The organism is Citrobacter sp. wls711, from assembly GCF_005281055.1.
In the GTDB taxonomy this organism is placed as follows: Bacteria; Pseudomonadota; Gammaproteobacteria; order Enterobacterales; family Enterobacteriaceae; genus Citrobacter; species Citrobacter gillenii.
The window spans coordinates 1-16,567 of the sequence record NZ_SZXC01000025.1 but is presented as its reverse complement, the minus strand read 5'-3'; the positions used below and the strand labels follow the sequence as shown (position 1 = coordinate 16,567).

Annotated in this window: 10 protein-coding genes and 5 pseudogenes; 9 read left to right on the top strand and 6 right to left on the bottom strand. The window is 48.8% G+C overall.

What is annotated here, in order from left to right:
- The first annotated feature begins 227 nt into the window (after positions 1-227).
- The 7 genes and pseudogenes from FDW98_RS09870 (at position 228) to FDW98_RS09845 (ending at position 8,970) form a co-directional block, all read left to right on the top strand.
- Positions 228-2,315 (top strand): TonB-dependent receptor, encoded by a 2,088-nt coding sequence (locus tag FDW98_RS09870; RefSeq protein WP_137398842.1) that lies wholly within the window; start codon positions 228-230, stop codon positions 2,313-2,315.
- A 346-nt stretch (positions 2,316-2,661) separates the two neighbouring features.
- Entirely contained in the window at positions 2,662-3,045 is a 384-nt protein-coding gene (locus FDW98_RS09865; RefSeq protein ID WP_096757340.1) for a hypothetical protein, read from the top strand.
- A gap of 588 nt (positions 3,046-3,633) precedes the next feature.
- A complete protein-coding gene (locus FDW98_RS09860; protein WP_226794645.1) occupies positions 3,634-3,954 on the top strand; it encodes an adhesin biosynthesis transcription regulatory family protein in 321 nt (106 codons plus the stop codon).
- A gap of 199 nt (positions 3,955-4,153) precedes the next feature.
- Positions 4,154-5,374: an autotransporter strand-loop-strand O-heptosyltransferase gene (locus FDW98_RS09855; protein WP_096757342.1), complete on the top strand. Its 1,221-nt coding sequence runs from the start codon at positions 4,154-4,156 to the stop codon at positions 5,372-5,374.
- Positions 5,367-5,540 carry an ESPR domain-containing protein gene (locus tag FDW98_RS23755; protein WP_137398841.1) on the top strand — a complete coding sequence of 58 codons (174 nt, stop codon included), beginning with the start codon at positions 5,367-5,369 and terminating at the stop codon, positions 5,538-5,540. The genes FDW98_RS09855 and FDW98_RS23755 overlap by 8 nt, the downstream gene beginning before the upstream one ends.
- Positions 5,506-6,255: pseudogene (locus FDW98_RS23750) on the top strand (AIDA repeat-containing protein); the annotation flags it as partial. The gene FDW98_RS23755 and the pseudogene FDW98_RS23750, both read left to right, overlap by 35 nt.
- On the top strand, positions 6,244-8,970 hold the full coding sequence (locus FDW98_RS09845) for an autotransporter outer membrane beta-barrel domain-containing protein (RefSeq protein WP_371683354.1): 2,727 nt from the start codon (positions 6,244-6,246) through the stop codon (positions 8,968-8,970). The pseudogene FDW98_RS23750 and the gene FDW98_RS09845, both read left to right, overlap by 12 nt.
- A gap of 77 nt (positions 8,971-9,047) precedes the next feature.
- Here the strand turns inward: FDW98_RS09845 and FDW98_RS23625 are convergent.
- Positions 9,048-9,143, bottom strand: a pseudogene (locus FDW98_RS23625) (terminase); the annotation flags it as partial.
- A gap of 326 nt (positions 9,144-9,469) precedes the next feature.
- Here FDW98_RS23625 and FDW98_RS09830 point away from each other — a divergent pair.
- Complete coding sequence (locus FDW98_RS09830) at positions 9,470-9,874, top strand: DUF1398 family protein (RefSeq protein ID WP_096757343.1); 405 nt, start codon at positions 9,470-9,472, stop codon at positions 9,872-9,874.
- 172 nt (positions 9,875-10,046) lie between these two features.
- On the opposite strand, the pseudogene FDW98_RS09825 reads toward FDW98_RS09830, so the two are convergent.
- The 3 genes and pseudogenes from FDW98_RS09825 to FDW98_RS09815 all read right to left on the bottom strand — a co-directional run.
- Positions 10,047-10,214: pseudogene (locus FDW98_RS09825) on the bottom strand (NADP-dependent isocitrate dehydrogenase); the annotation flags it as partial.
- 356 nt (positions 10,215-10,570) lie between these two features.
- Positions 10,571-13,066 (bottom strand): annotated as a pseudogene (locus tag FDW98_RS09820) (autotransporter outer membrane beta-barrel domain-containing protein); the annotation flags it as partial.
- Positions 13,067-13,488: 422 nt separating this feature from the next.
- The gene (locus FDW98_RS09815; RefSeq protein ID WP_096757345.1) at positions 13,489-14,160 is read right to left on the bottom strand and encodes a tyrosine-type DNA invertase; all 672 of its coding nucleotides are present in this window, start codon (positions 14,158-14,160) and stop codon (positions 13,489-13,491) included.
- A gap of 150 nt (positions 14,161-14,310) precedes the next feature.
- Here FDW98_RS09815 and FDW98_RS09810 point away from each other — a divergent pair, with 150 nt between their 5' ends.
- Positions 14,311-15,153 (top strand): helix-turn-helix transcriptional regulator, encoded by an 843-nt coding sequence (locus FDW98_RS09810; protein ID WP_096757346.1) that lies wholly within the window; start codon positions 14,311-14,313, stop codon positions 15,151-15,153.
- Here the strand turns inward: FDW98_RS09810 and FDW98_RS09805 are convergent.
- Together FDW98_RS09805 and FDW98_RS09800 are read right to left on the bottom strand one after the other, a co-directional pair.
- A complete protein-coding gene (locus tag FDW98_RS09805; protein ID WP_096757347.1) occupies positions 15,150-15,701 on the bottom strand; it encodes a tyrosine-type recombinase/integrase in 552 nt (183 codons plus the stop codon). The genes FDW98_RS09810 and FDW98_RS09805 overlap by 4 nt on opposite strands.
- A gap of 158 nt (positions 15,702-15,859) precedes the next feature.
- Positions 15,860-16,567: pseudogene (locus FDW98_RS09800) on the bottom strand (IS3 family transposase); the annotation flags it as partial.

The window sequence follows — 16,567 nt, the reverse complement described above, 5'->3', positions numbered from 1 at the left end:
TCTCTATTATTCAATCTCATATTAAATGAATATTAATAATTACCGTAAAAACTACTCACGCGTTTTGTCATTACTCCCTATCTAAAATTAGTGACAATTTATGTATATTTATTCAAGAAATATACAGAGAGTGACAAGTTATGTAAATTTGTAATGATAATTATTTGTATTATCATTTTCATCAATTATCTTACTGCCTTTGAATTTTTAACAAAGGAAGTTTGACTATGCGTTTAAAACCTGTTGCCTCTGTCGTTCTGTCCTGCCTTGGATTCAGCGGTACTTATGCCTTCGCCGATGATGTCATGGTCGTGACCGCGTCGGGTTACGAAAAAAAGATCACCAACGCGGCTGCCAGCGTGTCGGTTATTTCTCAACAAGAATTACAAACCAATAAATATAATGACTTAGGTGAAGCCCTGCGCTCCGTTGAAGGGGTTGATGTTGAAAGCAGCACCGGTAAAACCGGCGGTCTGGAGGTCAGTATTCGCGGCATGCCTGCCAGCTATACGCTGATCCTGATAGACGGTATTCGTCAAAATGGCAGCAGTGACGTGACGCCCAACGGCTTCTCTGCCATGAACACCAGTTTTATGCCTCCGCTGGCAGCCATCGATCATATTGAAGTGATCCGCGGTCCTATGTCGACGCTGTACGGTTCAGATGCTATCGGCGGTGTCGTTAACATCATTACCAAGAGAAGTACGGACAAATGGAGCACGTCCATTAATACCGGCGTTAACCTGCAAGAAAGCAATAAATGGGGTAACAGCACGGTAGCCAACTTCTGGTCAAGCGGCCCGCTAATTGCTGGTGTGCTGGACATGCAGGTACGCGGCAGCACGACACAACGACAAGGCTCCAGCGTCACCTCTCTGAGCGATACCACATCGACGCGCGTGCCATATCCAACGGAATCTGAAAACTACAACATCGGTACCCGTCTGGACTGGAAAACCGGCGCAAATAATACGCTGTGGCTGGATCTCGACTCCGCCAGACAGCGCTATGACAATGATGATGGGCAGTTGGGTAATCTCACCGGCGGATACGATAAAACCCTGCGCTATGAACGTAATAAGGTCACGCTGGGTCACGATACCGCATTAACATTTGGTACCTGGAAATCCTCCGTGGGCTGGAATGAAACCGAGAACAAAGGCCGCCAACTGGTCTCATCCGCACTCACGCCAGAAAACGCGGGCCAGGCCGGTGACGCTCGTGAACTGAAAAATACCAACGTCATCCTGGACTCGGTCCTGCTGACGCCATTGGGTGATTCGCATCTGCTTACTCTCGGCGGAGAATACTGGGATGCCCGCATGAAAGACGGGGTGGTGCTGGCCAATACCGGTGAGACATTCCACCAGAAAACCTGGGCGACCTACGCAGAAGATGAGTGGCATATTCTCGACTCGCTGGCGTTGACCGCAGGCACTCGCTATGAGCATAACGATGTCTTTGGCGGACACCTTAGCCCGCGAGCTTACATGGTGTGGGACGTATCGGAAGAATGGACCTTGAAAGGTGGCGTCACAACCGGATACAAAGCCCCGTCACTCAGCCAGTTGCACAACGGCATCAGCGGTGTGACCGCTCAGGGAACCGTCAATACGGTCGGCAACCCCGACCTTAAACCCGAAGAAAGCACCAGCTATGAAACCGGGTTGTACTATGAGAACGACGCGGGGCTGAACGCCAACGTTACCGGCTTCTACACCGAATACAAAAATAAAATTGTCTCGTATTCCATCGATGACAATACCAACAGCTATACCAACAGCGGCAAGGCGAGAACGGACGGCGTTGAATTCGCCAGCACCTTCCCGCTTTGGTCTGACGTGCTGAGCTTATCGCTCAACTACACCTATACCCAGAGCAAACAAAAAGATGGCGAAAACAAAGGCGCACCGCTGAGCTATACCCCCAAACATATGGCTAACGCCCGTCTGAACTGGCAGGCAACCGAAGATATGAATGCCTGGCTAAGCGCACGCTATCGTGGTAAAGCCCCACGCTTTACCGAAAACTATGACAACCTTAGTGCAGTCCAAAAAGCCGTGTACGATGATAAAGGGGGCAATTTAAAAGCCTGGACCGTTCTCGATATGGGTATGTCCTATAAGCTGACCAAAGAACTGACACTGAATACGGCGATAAATAACGTGTTAGATAAAGACTTTAGCGACGTCACACTGTATCAGGTCGGCCGCAGCAGCACCTACGCGGGCGACTATTTCCAGACCGCACAATCCACGACTGGCTACGTCAATCCGGGCCGCAACTACTGGGTGTCGTTAAACTACCAGTTCTAATTGGCTTTCCAACTCTTGGCCGGGCTATATCTTAGCCCGGCATATTTTCGATATTATAATGCCCGAGCCAAAAGATGATAAAAAGCATATCCGCTATGGGCTAGAACCAATGTTGATATTAATAAAACGTTAGAACTCCACAGTATTGTAAATAAACGAGGTTTAGTACCATTTTTCTGATAAGTAGAGATTCGTTCCAGTTTTCAGCCCCCCTGACTTCATGAATCCTTGATAGACATAGACATAAGGAAAATGTAGGATCGCCTGATATTAAATTTCATCATTATCTCTAACTACCCAGCTAAAAAGGCGTAGAGCATGGCTTACATGCACAATGGAAGAAGCCATGGAGAGCTTTCGTAACCGTTACAATGAAAATGAATTTAATTGTACTATAAACAAAATCTCTAGCGGTTATGTCTATATAGTTAAACCTAAGTCTAAAATTGAAAAAAATCAGAGCAACCATTCTCAAATAGCCAATTCCAAGAAAGCAACCTCTTCAATTTTAATTGAACCATTATCAAACAAAAAATCCGCACCCAGGGTTAACTCGCTTGCTACAGAAGATTTAGAAAAAGTTAAAAAACTGCCGATTAAAAAATCTAAAAATATAGTTGAAGATGAACCTGTATCAGATGAGGCGATTAAAGCAGTAATTGCATGCCGGGCTAAGTGCAAAAAACCGTACCATATGTGCGAGAAGAATTCCCATCTGTATCTACATTAAATATCAATCAACCTGATTTAGATCGGCTACGTTGCATCTATTGTGGTGACTATCGTTCGGGCATAGTTCGTGATCATGTAGTATCTGTTGCTAAACACGTTTAGTCAAAGCAGTGACGTGGTTGGAATTGTCGTACTTATCACCCTGCACGGTTTCTAAGTCACCCCCTGAAGATTTCTTTGTTAAATTGTGAAAATAGTTAATACAACGCTATATAGTTTAACGCAACATTGTTCCTTGAGAAAATTAAGCACCTGATGATATCTCAACAAATAATCACATTGTTTACCACTTTCAAAGATAAGCCATATTTGAAATGCTGCTAATTTCAAAAAACAAAACAAATTCAACATTGTTAAAAAAAGAGAATAAGTCCAATGAAATATATTTTCTCAAAATAATATTTTACACAGTTAACATTTCTTAGCATAAAAATACATATTTATTGATTATTTTGGATTTTTACAATACTCATTTTTGTTTTTTCTTGAATTTCACTTTGGTATACTTCTAATCGCTCCCGGATGGTATTGTTTTTAATGATGACAGCTCTTGTTATGAATTAGATAATGCTTAATGGAGACGAAGGTGAAATACATAAAAGAACATAACCAGCAACCTCAGCAGGGCTCTTTCCTGGAAAAAAAGAATCATATTCTTCCTTCAGGAAATATGTCTGATGATGAGTTCTGGTTTTTGATCGAACTGACACCCATCCGCAGCGATAAAATAATCAGGGCGTTGCACGATTATTTTGTATTGAATCGCCCAAGATCTCACTGTTGCGATAAACATGGTGTTAGCAATGGCTACTTTGGGGTATGCATCAGCAGATTTGAGCATGTCATCCAGGTTGTTAATGCGCTACTTAATTATTATAAGATGTCAAAAAGCGAAATGACCGAATGAATTCCCTGCGAAACCATTCAATATGTTCGAGTAATGCAGTGAGTTTTAAGAGCATCTCAAATTTGTAACCGGTAGACGATATTAAAATCATTACACATCCTGGGCGCATGAGGTATGCGGATACGTTTGTCAGTTTCCCGCAACTAATACTTAATGATTTCTGTACTTTTCAACGCTTATATATTTTTAAGGTGGGAATATGTCAACGCTGAAGAATACATTTTTTATCCCTCCGCCTGATATTCCAACGCAGGCCGGACCTGAAAATATCTTTTATGATTTTAATGATGGCGCTCGTGTTCTGCTTCCTGAAGGGAAATGGCACGTACGTTTGCTTGATGCCGACTCCGATAACATTCTTTTCTGCTGCGATGCAGATAACGGCTGGGTGACCAGTAGTAAGAAATATTTTGTGCGCTTCCGCATTCAGGTATTCCGTCAGGGGGAAGAGACACCCCTGCTGGATGAAACCCTGAAATTAAAAGACCGGCCTGTGCTGATTTCATTCCCCACCGGGACGTTAGGCGACCTGCTCGGCTGGTTTCCTTATGTCGAACGCTTCCAGACTCTGCACAAGTGCAAGCTGGAATGCACGATGGCACAGGACATTATCGACCTGCTGGCACCTCAGTACCCGCAGATACAGTTTTCCACGCCGGATAATCCACGCACGGTAGCGCCTTACGCAACTTACCGCATAGGTCTCTACTTTGGTGGCGATACAGATAATCAGCCCGTGGATTTTCGCAAAGTCGGTTTCCATCGTTCTGCAGGCTACATTCTGGGCGTAGACCCGCGTGAATCGCCGGTCCGTCTTGACCTGTCTGCGCCCCGGGTTATCCAGGAGCCTTACGTGTGTATCGCCACGCAGTCCACCTGTCAGGCGAAGTACTGGAACAACGGCACCGGCTGGAGTGAGGTTGTCGCACAACTGAAATCACTGGGTTACCGGGTGCTGTGCATTGACCGGGACGCCCACTATGGCCAGGGCTTTGTCTGGAATCACATCCCGTGGGGTGCAGAGGACTTTACCGGCAAGCTCCCTTTGCAGGAGCGGGTGAACCTGCTGCGGCATGCCAGCTTTTTCATTGGACTGCCAAGCGGCTTGTCATGGCTGGCCTGGGCTACCGGTATTCCGGTGGTGCTGATAAGTGGCTTCAGCCTGCCCAACAGCGAATTTTATACCCCGTGGCGGGTATTTAATTCCCATGGCTGCTACGGATGCTGGGACGACACATCGCTGAATTTTGACCACCACGATTTTCTGTGGTGCCCGAGACATAAAAACACCGACCGGCAATTTGAATGTACCCGGCTGATAACCGGCGCCCAGGTCAAGGGCGTCATCAATAAACTTCACCGTTCTTTAACTGAACAGGGTGTTGAGGCCACCCTGGAGAAAGGAGTAAGCAATGAATAAGGTCTATAACACTGTCTGGAATGAATCCACAGGAACGTGGGTCGTAACCTCAGAACTGACCCGTAAAGGGGGCCGACGCCCCCCGTCAAATCAAGCGAACCGCGCTGGCAGGGCTGATTGCGGGCCTACTTATGCCGTCACAGCCCGTACTGGCGACTGCCTATGACAATCAGACGCTGGGGAGTGGCGGAACAAGCTCATCCATGGTCCTGAGTGCTGGTAATACGGCAACAAATACCACCATTAACAACGGTGGGGTTCAGCATGTTTCCAGCGGCGGTAGTGCCACGAGTACCACTATCAACAGCGGAGGGCACCAGCATGTCTCCAGTGGTGGTAGTGCCACGAATGCAACTGTTAACAATGGTGGGAGACAGACGGTATTCAGCGGCGGCAGTGCCATGGGCACCATAATTAACAGCGGAGGAGACCAGTATGTAATCAGTGGTGGCAGTGCCACAAGCGCATCAGTTAACGACGGAGCGCGACAGTTTGTCTCCAGTGGCGGCATCGCCAAGGCGACTTCTGTTAATAGCGGTGGTCGCCAGTATGTCCGTGACGGCGGCATTGCCACGGACACCGTGCTTAACAATACTGGGCGTCAGATTGTCTCCCACGGTGGTAGTGCCACTAACACTACAATTAATTCCGGTGGGCAACTGACTGTCAGTACCGGCGGCAGTGCCACTAACACTACAATTAATTCCGGTGGGCAACAGATTGTCAGTACCGGCGGCAGTGCCACTAACACTACAATTAATTCCGGTGGGCAACAGATTGTCAGTACCGGCGGCAGTGCCACTAACACTACAATTAATTCCGGTGGGCAACAGATTGTCAGTACCGGCGGCAGTGCCACTAACACTACAATTAATTCCGGTGGGCAACAGATTGTCAGTACCGGCGGCAGTGCCACTAACACTACAATTAATTCCGGTGGGCAACAGATTGTCAGTACCGGCGGCAGTGCCACTAACACTACAATTAATTCCGGTGGGCAACAGATTGTCAGTACCGGCGGCAGTGCCACTAACACTACAATTAATTCCGGTGGGCAACAGATTGTCAGTACCGGCGGCAGTGCCACTAACACTACAATTAATTCCGGTGGGCAACAGATTGTCAGTACCGGCGGCAGTGCCACTAACGCTACAATTAATTCCGGTGGGGGGCAGTTTCTCTACGGCGGAAGTGCCACGGGTACCTCTATTAACAACGGTGGGGTTCAGCATGTTTCCAGCGGCGGTAGTGCCACGAGTACCACTATCAACAGCGGAGGGCACCAGCATGTCTCCAGTGGTGGTAGTGCCACGAATGCAACTGTTAACAATGGTGGGAGACAGACGGTATTCAGCGGCGGCAGTGCCATGGGCACCATAATTAACAGCGGAGGAGACCAGTATGTAATCAGTGGTGGCAGTGCCACAAGCGCATCAGTTAACGACGGAGCGCGACAGTTTGTCTCCAGTGGCGGCATCGCCAAGGCGACTTCTGTTAATAGCGGTGGTCGCCAGTATGTCCGTGACGGCGGCATTGCCACGGACACCGTGCTTAACAATACTGGGCGTCAGATTGTCTCCCACGGTGGTAGTGCCACTAACACTACAATTAATTCCGGTGGGCAACAGATTGTCAGTACCGGCGGCAGTGCCACTAACGCTACAATTAATTCCGGTGGGGGGCAGTTTCTCTACGGCGGAAGTGCCACGGGTACCTCTATTAACAACGGTGGGGTTCAGCATGTTTCCAGCGAAAGAAGTAGCGGAAGTGGCGGAAGTAGCGGACTTGGCGGTAGTGCCACTAGTACCACCATCAACAGCGGCGGGACGCTGGATATTCGCAGCGGCGGTGTGCTCTACGGCACCACCACCCTGACTGATAAAGGGACGCTGGTCGGTGACGTAGTCACAAACGAAGGCAACCTGTATTACCTCAACAACAGTGCTGCAGCCTTCTCAGGTACCCTGACGGGGAGCGGTACCCTGACACAGGAAGGCGGCAACACACGCTTTAGCGGTCTGTTGTCTCAGGACGGTGGGATTGTCCTTAGGAGTGGCGGTGCCATGACGATGGATGCCCTTCAGGCTAAAGCCAATGTGACGACACAATCAGGCACCACCCTGACTCTGGATAACGGGACTATCCTGACGGGGAACGTTGCAGGGGACAGCACCGGCGCAGGTGATATGGCGATTAAAGGTGCATCTGTCTGGCATCTCGATGGTGACTCCACTGTCGGCGCATTAACGCTGGATAACGGGACCGTTGATTTCCGTCCGTCAACAACCACGCGTCTGACGCCAGCCTTCCAGGCGGTTTCGCTGTCGCTCGGGAGCCTGTCGGGTAGCGGGACATTCCGGATGAACACTGATATCGCGTCGCATACCGGAGATATGCTGAATGTCGCGGGCAACGCCAGTGGTAACTTTGTGCTGGATATCAAAAATACCGGCCAGGAGCCAGTATCCGCTGATGCGCCGCTTCAGGTGGTGCAGACCGGTGGCGGTGACGCCGCGTTTACCCTGAAAGGCGGGAAAGTCGATGCAGGTACCTGGGAATACGGCCTGAGTAAGGAAAATACCAACTGGTATCTGAAGACTGACACCCCACCTCCGGTTACTCCGCCGACCACCCCGGATACAGGTAACCCGGATGCAGGTGTGCCGTCTCCTGCGCATCGCACAACAAAATCTGCCGACGCGGTACTGGGCATGGCGACAGCACCGGCATACGTCTTCAACAGCGAACTGCAGAATCTGCGTTTCCGTCACGGTGACGTGATGCAGAACACCCGTGCGCCAGGAGGAGTATGGGGCCGTTATACAGGGTCAGATAACCGCATCAGCGGCGGGGCCAGCTCGGGCTATTCTCTGACCCAGAACGGTTTCGAAACTGGTGGCGACAAGGTCTTTGAGCTGGGTGACAGCCATTTAGCTGTGGGTGCTTTCTTCTCTTACACCGACAACAGCATTAAGCATGCCCGTGGTGGAAAAAGTACGATCGACAGCACAGGCGGTGGTTTGTATGCAACCTGGTTTGATAATGACGGCTACTACGTGGACGGGGTTATCAAATTCAACCGCTTTAGTAATGAGCTGCGCACCTGGATGAGTGACGGCTCGGCGGTGAAGGGAGATTACAGCCAGAATGGTTTTGGCGGCAGTCTCGAAGCTGGTAAGACCTTCAGCCTGAATGAGAATACATGGGCGCAGCCATACGTGCGGACAACGGCGTTCCGGGCAGATGAGAAGGATATCAGCCTGAATAACGGCATGAAAGCCAGCATCGGGGCAACCAAGTCTCTGCAGGCCGAGACCGGTGTGAATCTGGGTATGAATCTTGACGTTGCCGGAAAAACAGTCAAACCGTACCTCAAGGCTGCGGTCAGCCATGAGTTTTCGGACAACAACAAGGTGCAGATCAACAACCGCTATGACTTTACCAACGATATCTCAGGTACGACAGGTAAATACGGCGTCGGGGTGAGTGCCCAGTTGACACCAAACGCAGGGGTGTGGGCTGAGGCAAACTACCAGAAAGGAGAGAATATCGAGTCTCCGGTAACCGGTAGCGTAGGTTTCCGCATCAACTTCTAACCAGGGATGGAAACGACAGCCACATCTGTGGCTGTCTCCCCTTCGACTGAACATTCACGCCATGAGCGGTACCGGTCATTTTTAATGCACGCCGCAATGGTCTGACGATGCACATCAGACAATGTGGCCAGTTGGCTAACATTTAGTTGTAAGTTTTTTAGTTCACAATCCATAGTTCACCCGAGGAAAAAACTTGCATCCTGCGAGCACCTTTTAAAAACGGCGTCAGTGATGAACAAAGCGCACACATTCGACACTATGAAATTTATCTCATTAAATATCAATGAATTATACTAACAGTGATGGCCGATGAAAATGCAAAAACCAGCCTTGCTACGCGCCGCTCCCGCCCCGTAGCAAGGCCCCCCTACTGGGAGAACCCTTAATCGTCCCATGACCTCGCTATCCGCACCACACCAAGAGATCTGACCAGATTGAAGCGACAAAACTGATCGTGCACACTACACGCTCTCATAACTAACAATAGGTTATAACCCTGATGGATCAGGTTACTGTTCTTGAAAAGATGTTTGAGCAAGTGAGAAAGGAACATAATTTTTCGTGGTTTTACTCTGAACTAAAACGCCAGAATATTGCTCATTATATTTACTACCTGGCTACTGATAACATCAGAGCTGTTACAGCGAATGATAAAGTAATATTAATAAGAGGGAAAAGAGATTTATTAAAAGTCAGTACAACCAAGAACCCTGAACAAGTAAAAAAAGCAGCCCAGGCACATATTTCCGGGGAATCCACATTTCGGGAATATATTACAACACTTGTTAGTGCTGGCGTTTTCCGATGGGTTACTGATGTCAATGATAACAAACGGTATTACTACTCTGTCGACGATACACTTTTATACATGGAAGATGTCGAGAACAACAATCCATTAATATAATGATAATTAAACTAACAGTCCGGTTTCTTCCCCCCTGGCACCGGATAAGCTGACATAAGTGCCAAACCTGGTTTTGGGGAAACGTTTTGGCGAGAGTTTTGGGGAAGGAATTTTACAGGTATAAAAAACGGGAGCCCATCGGCCCCCGTTCACATACAACCCAGAATCTGGATTACATGTTTTCGATGATCGCGTCACCAAACTCAGAACATTTCAGCAGCTTAGCGCCGTCCATCAGACGTTCGAAGTCATAGGTTACGGTTTTCGCGTTGATCGCACCGCTCATACCTTTAACGATCAGGTCAGCCGCTTCGACCCAACCCATGTGGCTCAGCAGTAGTTAGACGGTCCAACCACAACCATCTGATAAATAACAGTAATATGAATAATCCCCTGTTAATACGCTGGCTTCTGGCTTTCCCCTAACTTATTGATTATCAATATATAATTCTTGGTTTTGATAACCGTTTTAGAATGTAAGAAACAGCCAGTATTTATCAGATACTTCACAAAAAAATAGATCTTAAATCATGTATGTTTTACATAGTTATCAGTGAGTTACTTTTTTTCACCAATAATTCATAAGTTAACGATCATATAAGACAGAAGCTTTCCGGTATATATAAACGCGGGCGGAAGCCTTTCAACTTCCGCCCGCAGCGCAGGGTTTAATCCCTGCCGTGTTCAGGGTATGGCTCAGAAATTAAAACGGAACCCGACACTGGCCGTGACCGGTGACTCGGTCTGCTTACCGTTTTCATAACGAGCTTCAGCCCAGACTCCAGCATTTGGGGTCAGCTGCGCACTGACACCCACTCCGTATTTCCCGGTCGTCCCGGAGATGTCGTTCCTGAAGTCGTAGGTGTCATTAATCCGGACTTTGTTGTTGTCCGAAAATTCATGACTCACCGCTGCCGACAGGTACGGTTTGACTTCTTTTCCTCCAACGTCAAGGGTCATCCCCAGCTTCACGCCAGCCTCAGCCTGCACCGATTTGGTCGCACCGGTTTTGGCCTTCATACCGTTATTCAGGCTGATATCCTTCGCATCTGCCTTGAATGCCGTTGTCCGCACGTATGGCTGCGCCCAGGCATTCTCATTCAGACTGAAGGTTCTGCCCGCTTCGAGACTACCGCCGAAACCATTCTGGCTGTAATCCCCTTTCACCGCCGTGCCGTCACTCATCCAGGTACGCAGCTCATTATTAAAGCGGTTGTATTTCAGCACCCCGTCCACGTAGTAGCCGTCATTATCAAACCAGGTGGCATACAAACCACCACCGGTGCTGTCGACCTTACTCTTTCCTCCACGCGCATGCTTAATGCTGTTGTCGCTGTAAGAGAAGAAAGTACCTACAGCTAAACTGCTCTCACCCAGGTCAAAGACCTTGTCGGCGCCGGTTTCAAAACCGTTCTGGGTCAGGGTATAGCCCGAGCTGGCCCCGCCACTGATACGGTTCTCTGACCCTGTATAACGGCCCCATACGCCCCCTGGAGCACCGGTATTCTGCATCACATCGCCGTGACGGAATCGCAGATTATCCAGCTCGCTGTTGAAGACGTATGCCGGTGCTGTCGCCATGCCCAGTACCGCGTCGGCCGATTTGGTTGTACGACGCACCGGAGACGACGATGTACCTGCATCTGGCTTACCTGCGCCCGTGTTACCTGCACCTGGGTTACCTGCATCCGGGTTACCTGCATCCGGGTTACCAGTTCCTGGGTTACCTGTGCCCGGTGTTGAAGGCTGGGTAACCGGCGGAGGGGTATTAGCCTTCAGATACCAGTTGCTATTTTCCTTGCTCAGACCGTATTCCCAGGTACCGGCGTCCACTTTCCCGCCTTTCAGGGTAAACGCAGCATCACCGCCACCGGTCTGCACTACCTGAAGCGGCGCACCCGCAGATACTGGCTCCCGGCCGGTGTTTTTGATATCCAGCACAAAGTTACCGCTGGCATTACCTGCTACCTTCAGCATATCTCCGGTATGCGATGCGATATCCGTGTTCATCCGGAACGTACCGTTACCCGACAGGGTATCAAGCGCCAGCGAAACCGCCTGGAAGACTGGCGTCAGACGCGTGGTTGCTGACGGACGGAAATCAACGGTCCCGTTATCCAGCGTTAAAGCCCCGACAGTGGAGTCACCGTCGAGATGCCAGACAGACGCACCTTTAACCGCCATGTCACCTGCGCCGGTGCTGTCTCCCGCCACGCTCCCCGTCAGGATGGTCCCGTTATCCAGCGTCAGGGTGGTCCCGGACTGGGTCGTCACATTGGCCTTCGCCTTAAGGGCATCCATCGTCATGGCTCCACCATTCTGAAGGGCAATCCCGCCATCCTGAGACAACAGGCCGCTGAAGCGTGTGTTGCCGCCTTCCTGCGTCAGGGTACCGGAGCCCGTCAGGGTGCCTGTGAAGGCTGCAGCAGTGTTGTTAAGGAAATGCAGGTTCCCTTCGTTTGTCACCACATCACCGACCAGTACCCCTTTATCGTTCAGGGTGGTGGTGCCACGGAGCACACCGCCGCTGCGGACATCCAGTACCCCATCACTGCCAACAGTTGTATCGCTGGCTTCATGACCGTCAAGCACCGCCAGGTATCCGCCGTTTTCCAGCAGCATATTGGCTGCACTGCCGCCGGCAATACTGAAGCTACCTTTAACATTGTTGCCATTCAGGACAGAACCAGTGTCAGTACTGATGGCGCCACCGCTTTCCTGAGTAATTGAGACAGCACTTCCTCCAGCGAACACCACCAGTGAACCATCGCTCTTAATGGTCGTATCCGTAGCGCTACCGCCGCTGTAAACAGTCTGTAATCCGTCGCTGTTAATGATTGTGTTCGTTACGCTACCGCCGCTGGAGACAGCCTGCTCCCCCCCATTATTAATGGTGGTATCAGTAGCGATACCGTAGACTTTTTGGTCCCCACCGTTGATTGTTGTAGCAGTTACACTACCACCGCTTGATACCCGTTGATTTCCCGCACTGTTAATAATGGTGTTAGTAGCACTACCGCCGCTGATGATAGTCTGCCCCCCACTATTAATTGTGGTACTTGTAACGCTGCCGCCACTGGCGACATACTGATGCCCACCGTTCATGGTAGTACTTGTGGCACTACCGCCGTTGGAGACAAATTGATTTCCACCGTTAATGATGGTCTCAGTGACGCTGCCTCCGCTGGAGACATGTATCCTGAACACACTCAGGACAGAAGAAACGTATTTTTATTCGGCTGCGTCTCACAGGCATGCCCGCCACCAGAATATCTCTCCGTCAGAAGTTATGAATTAAGAAGCACTGACATCCCTCCACTCCAGTAATAACAACAGATATCTGTTGCCGTATGTGTCGGGTTATCAGTGCCCAGTAACGTGCAATACAGGTATACAGGAAGAGGATCCGTTGTTGTCAAAATGACCCATTTTGACAACAACGGATTAATAATCTGAATTTAAGTTATTAAGCAGAGTTTATTGTTGATAAATGATTATGTATTGGATTTTTATTTTGTTGAAATAATCCTGGAAATCTCAGAAAACTGACAGGGATCAGGGGCACGGGCTTACAGAAGGGAAGAGATATGCGGGTTTTATTGATTTAAATCAAACTATCTTAAAAAAGTTGTTGTCTGCATTGTCTGTGTTTTTTTAGAATTTTCGTTCAATGCAGGCAGTTTACAGTTTGGGTCAAAAAGTTGCTTTTTCCCCTTTTTTGACCGATTCCACACCCGGTCAAACCGGGCTGAATTTGAGGCGGTATAAATTACCGTATGCCGGATATTCCGGTGTCCCAGATAATCCTGAATCAGCCGCGTATCAATGCCATTATCCGCCAGCGCATAACCACAGCCATGCCTGAGCATATGAGGGTGAACGGAGACAGTCAGCCGGGCTTTCCTTCCGGCTTCAGACAGCAGGTCATAGAACCGCTGACGGGAGAGCGGACGTCCCGACCGGGAAATAAAAAGCCAGTCCCCTTCCTCTTCTGCAGCCGGTGATTTAATCGTTTCCCTGGCGGTAAGCCAGCTTCTGAGGCACTTCACCTCTTCTGCCAGTAAAGGATGAACGGTACTGAAACCGTTTTTGAGACGCCGGACACACAGTTTTCGGGATACGAGCTCAAGGTCAGCAAGCCGCAGTGACAGCAACTCACTGACCCGCAGTCCGTGGAGAAAGGCCAGGAGTATCATGCAGGTGTCGCGTTCCGGATGACGGCTGGTCAGTGCAGCCTGCAGCAGCAAAGAAACTTCATGGTGGGTGAGAAATTTTCGGGTAGACATTAGTTGCTCCGGTTTAGTGAAACAGAGCAATGGAGGATGACACGATAAAAACCACTGGCGAAGGCGAAACGTGCTAACGTCGGAGAATACAGTGAAATTACGACCGTTCTTAACACTCAGCCTCTGCCGTGGCTGTAAAAGGGAGAAGAGATGGGTTTAATCCAGCAACTGGCAGCTATTATTGAAGGAAATCTGAACAGTTCCCTGCCGGTGAAAGAGCTTGCAGAGCGTTCCGGCTACACAGAACGCTGGCTGTACAGTCTGTTTCTGAAAGAGACCGGGATGAGTGTGGCAAAGTATATTCGTCGTAGAAAACTGACACTTGCGGCGTTACTGTTGCGTCATACCAGCATTCCGGCAACCGACATATCACTGATGTATGACTTCAGTTCTCTTCAGACATTCTCCCGTTCATTCAGACAACAGTTTACTGTCTCCCCGCAACAATACCGGAATGCAAAGGCATGGGATATGCAGTACGCCCAGCCCGTGCTGTACAAGCTGACAAAGGACACAGAATTTAAGTTAGTGGAGATAGCAGAAGGAAATAGCCTCCCTGCTCTTCGCAATAAAAAAAGCATTCGACTGGGAATGGATTTTATACATACAACAAGAGACGGTCGCCTTGTTTATAATCGGAATCTTTTTCAGTCCATGATGTCAATTTACGTACCAACTTATACCATGTCAGACTTTATGATTTCAGGAGAAATGGTTCCCGCTGAAGACACTGATTCAGAAATTATTTACACTTTTACAGAAATAAGCAACCCCGCCCAACCGGAAAAACTTATCCCTGATGGTTTATACACCTGCCAGAAATTCAAAGGTACATACGAACAGATCTTTGAGTTCCAGATGTACGATGCGATGGGAGAGCTGTGCAATAATAAATGCATTTTAAAGAAAGGCCCTATGTATACTTTATTCCACAGAACTGATCATAAAGATATTATGAACGTGCAGTTTCTTATCCCTTGTCTGAAGGCTTAGCCTTGCCAGACTCTCTGAAAACGCCCGGGGTTACTGGCTGTATACAGAACAGTATGATGAATATTCCTGTGCCCGAGATAGTCCTGGATAAGTCGTGTATCCAACCCCTGGTTGGCAAGAGCATAACCACAAGCGTGACGTAGCATGTGTGGATGAACCTTAACTCTCAAACCCGCGAACTTACTGTATCGAGCACATAATTTATACACCCACTGTCTGGATATTTTTTTCCCGTGAGAGGACAGAAAAAGATAATCCTCATGGTTGCCTTTCGCGTATTTTTTCCTGATCTGAATCCAGTGTTGCAATAATTCTACGGTTTCTTGTTGCAATGGATGAGAGGTTGACAACCCATTTTTTAGTCGTCTGATGAAAACAATTTTTTCGGTCATATCAAGATCGCCTAACCTCAGGTCTAACACCTCACTGACTCTCAACCCATGGATATATGTCATCTGCAACAAGGCTTTATCGCGAATTTCATTTCGCGTACCATTTATAGCTTTAAAAAAAGCCACCCATTCGCTGTGGGTAATATATTTACGCATAACCTCCTCCTGTCAGATTTATAAGCAAAATTTTACTGCCAACAGAAGTAATGACTTATCAATTTCGGAAGTCAGGTTATGATAAAGTAGGTATGTCGCGTAATTGATTGGTAACCCCCCGGTAATCCCCCCATTTTTAACGGAGGTGATAAGTAGAATCAGGTCATGCGTTGAATATGCTGCATCGGCGTGAAGCCATTCAGTGCCATATTCGGACATTCGTAATTATAAAACTATTGCCACTGCGTGGCATAGCCCTGCAATTCGTCCAGTGAGTTAAACAGGTGCTGGCCCAGCCAGTCATAACGCACCGTCCGGTTATATCGCTCAATATAGGCATTCTGCTGAGGTTTGCCGGGCTGAATAAAACGAAGGCTTATATTCTGCTGTGCGGCCCATGACATCAGTATCCTCCCTGTATATTCCGGTCCGTTATCACACCGAATGGCTGCGGGTTTTCCCTTCCATGCGATGAGTTGCTCAAGTGTTCTGACTACCCGACTGGCCGGCAGAGAAAAATCGACCTCAATCGCCAGTGCCTCACGGTTAAAATTATCGATAACATTCAGCAGACGGACTGAGCGACCATCCGATAACTGGTCGTGCATGAAGTCCATCGACCAGCATTCGTTGCTGCTTTCAGGCACTGCCAGCGGTTCAGGTTTATCCCGTTTCAGTCTTTTTTTCGGCTTGATGCGCATGTTCAGCGATAGCTCGCAGTAAATCCGGTACACCCTTTTGTGGTTGAAGCGGAAGCCTTTTACGTTGCGCAGGTACAAAAAACACAGGCAAAATCCCCAGTTGCGCTGACTGCCCGTAATGCGCAGTAGCCAGTCGGCAATGACCTCATTTTCCTCATTCAGTTG

Coding starts and splice junctions, on each gene's coding strand:
- FDW98_RS09870 (WP_137398842.1), top strand. CDS start 228: ATGCGTTTAAAACCTGTTGCCTCTGTCGTTCTGTCCTGCCTTGGATTC.
- FDW98_RS09865 (WP_096757340.1), top strand. CDS start 2,662: ATGGAGAGCTTTCGTAACCGTTACAATGAAAATGAATTTAATTGTACT.
- FDW98_RS09855 (WP_096757342.1), top strand. CDS start 4,154: ATGTCAACGCTGAAGAATACATTTTTTATCCCTCCGCCTGATATTCCA.
- FDW98_RS23755 (WP_137398841.1), top strand. CDS start 5,367: ATGAATAAGGTCTATAACACTGTCTGGAATGAATCCACAGGAACGTGG.
- FDW98_RS09830 (WP_096757343.1), top strand. CDS start 9,470: ATGGATCAGGTTACTGTTCTTGAAAAGATGTTTGAGCAAGTGAGAAAG.
- FDW98_RS09815 (WP_096757345.1), bottom strand. CDS start 14,160: ATGTCTACCCGAAAATTTCTCACCCACCATGAAGTTTCTTTGCTGCTG.
- FDW98_RS09810 (WP_096757346.1), top strand. CDS start 14,311: ATGGGTTTAATCCAGCAACTGGCAGCTATTATTGAAGGAAATCTGAAC.
- FDW98_RS09805 (WP_096757347.1), bottom strand. CDS start 15,701: ATGCGTAAATATATTACCCACAGCGAATGGGTGGCTTTTTTTAAAGCT.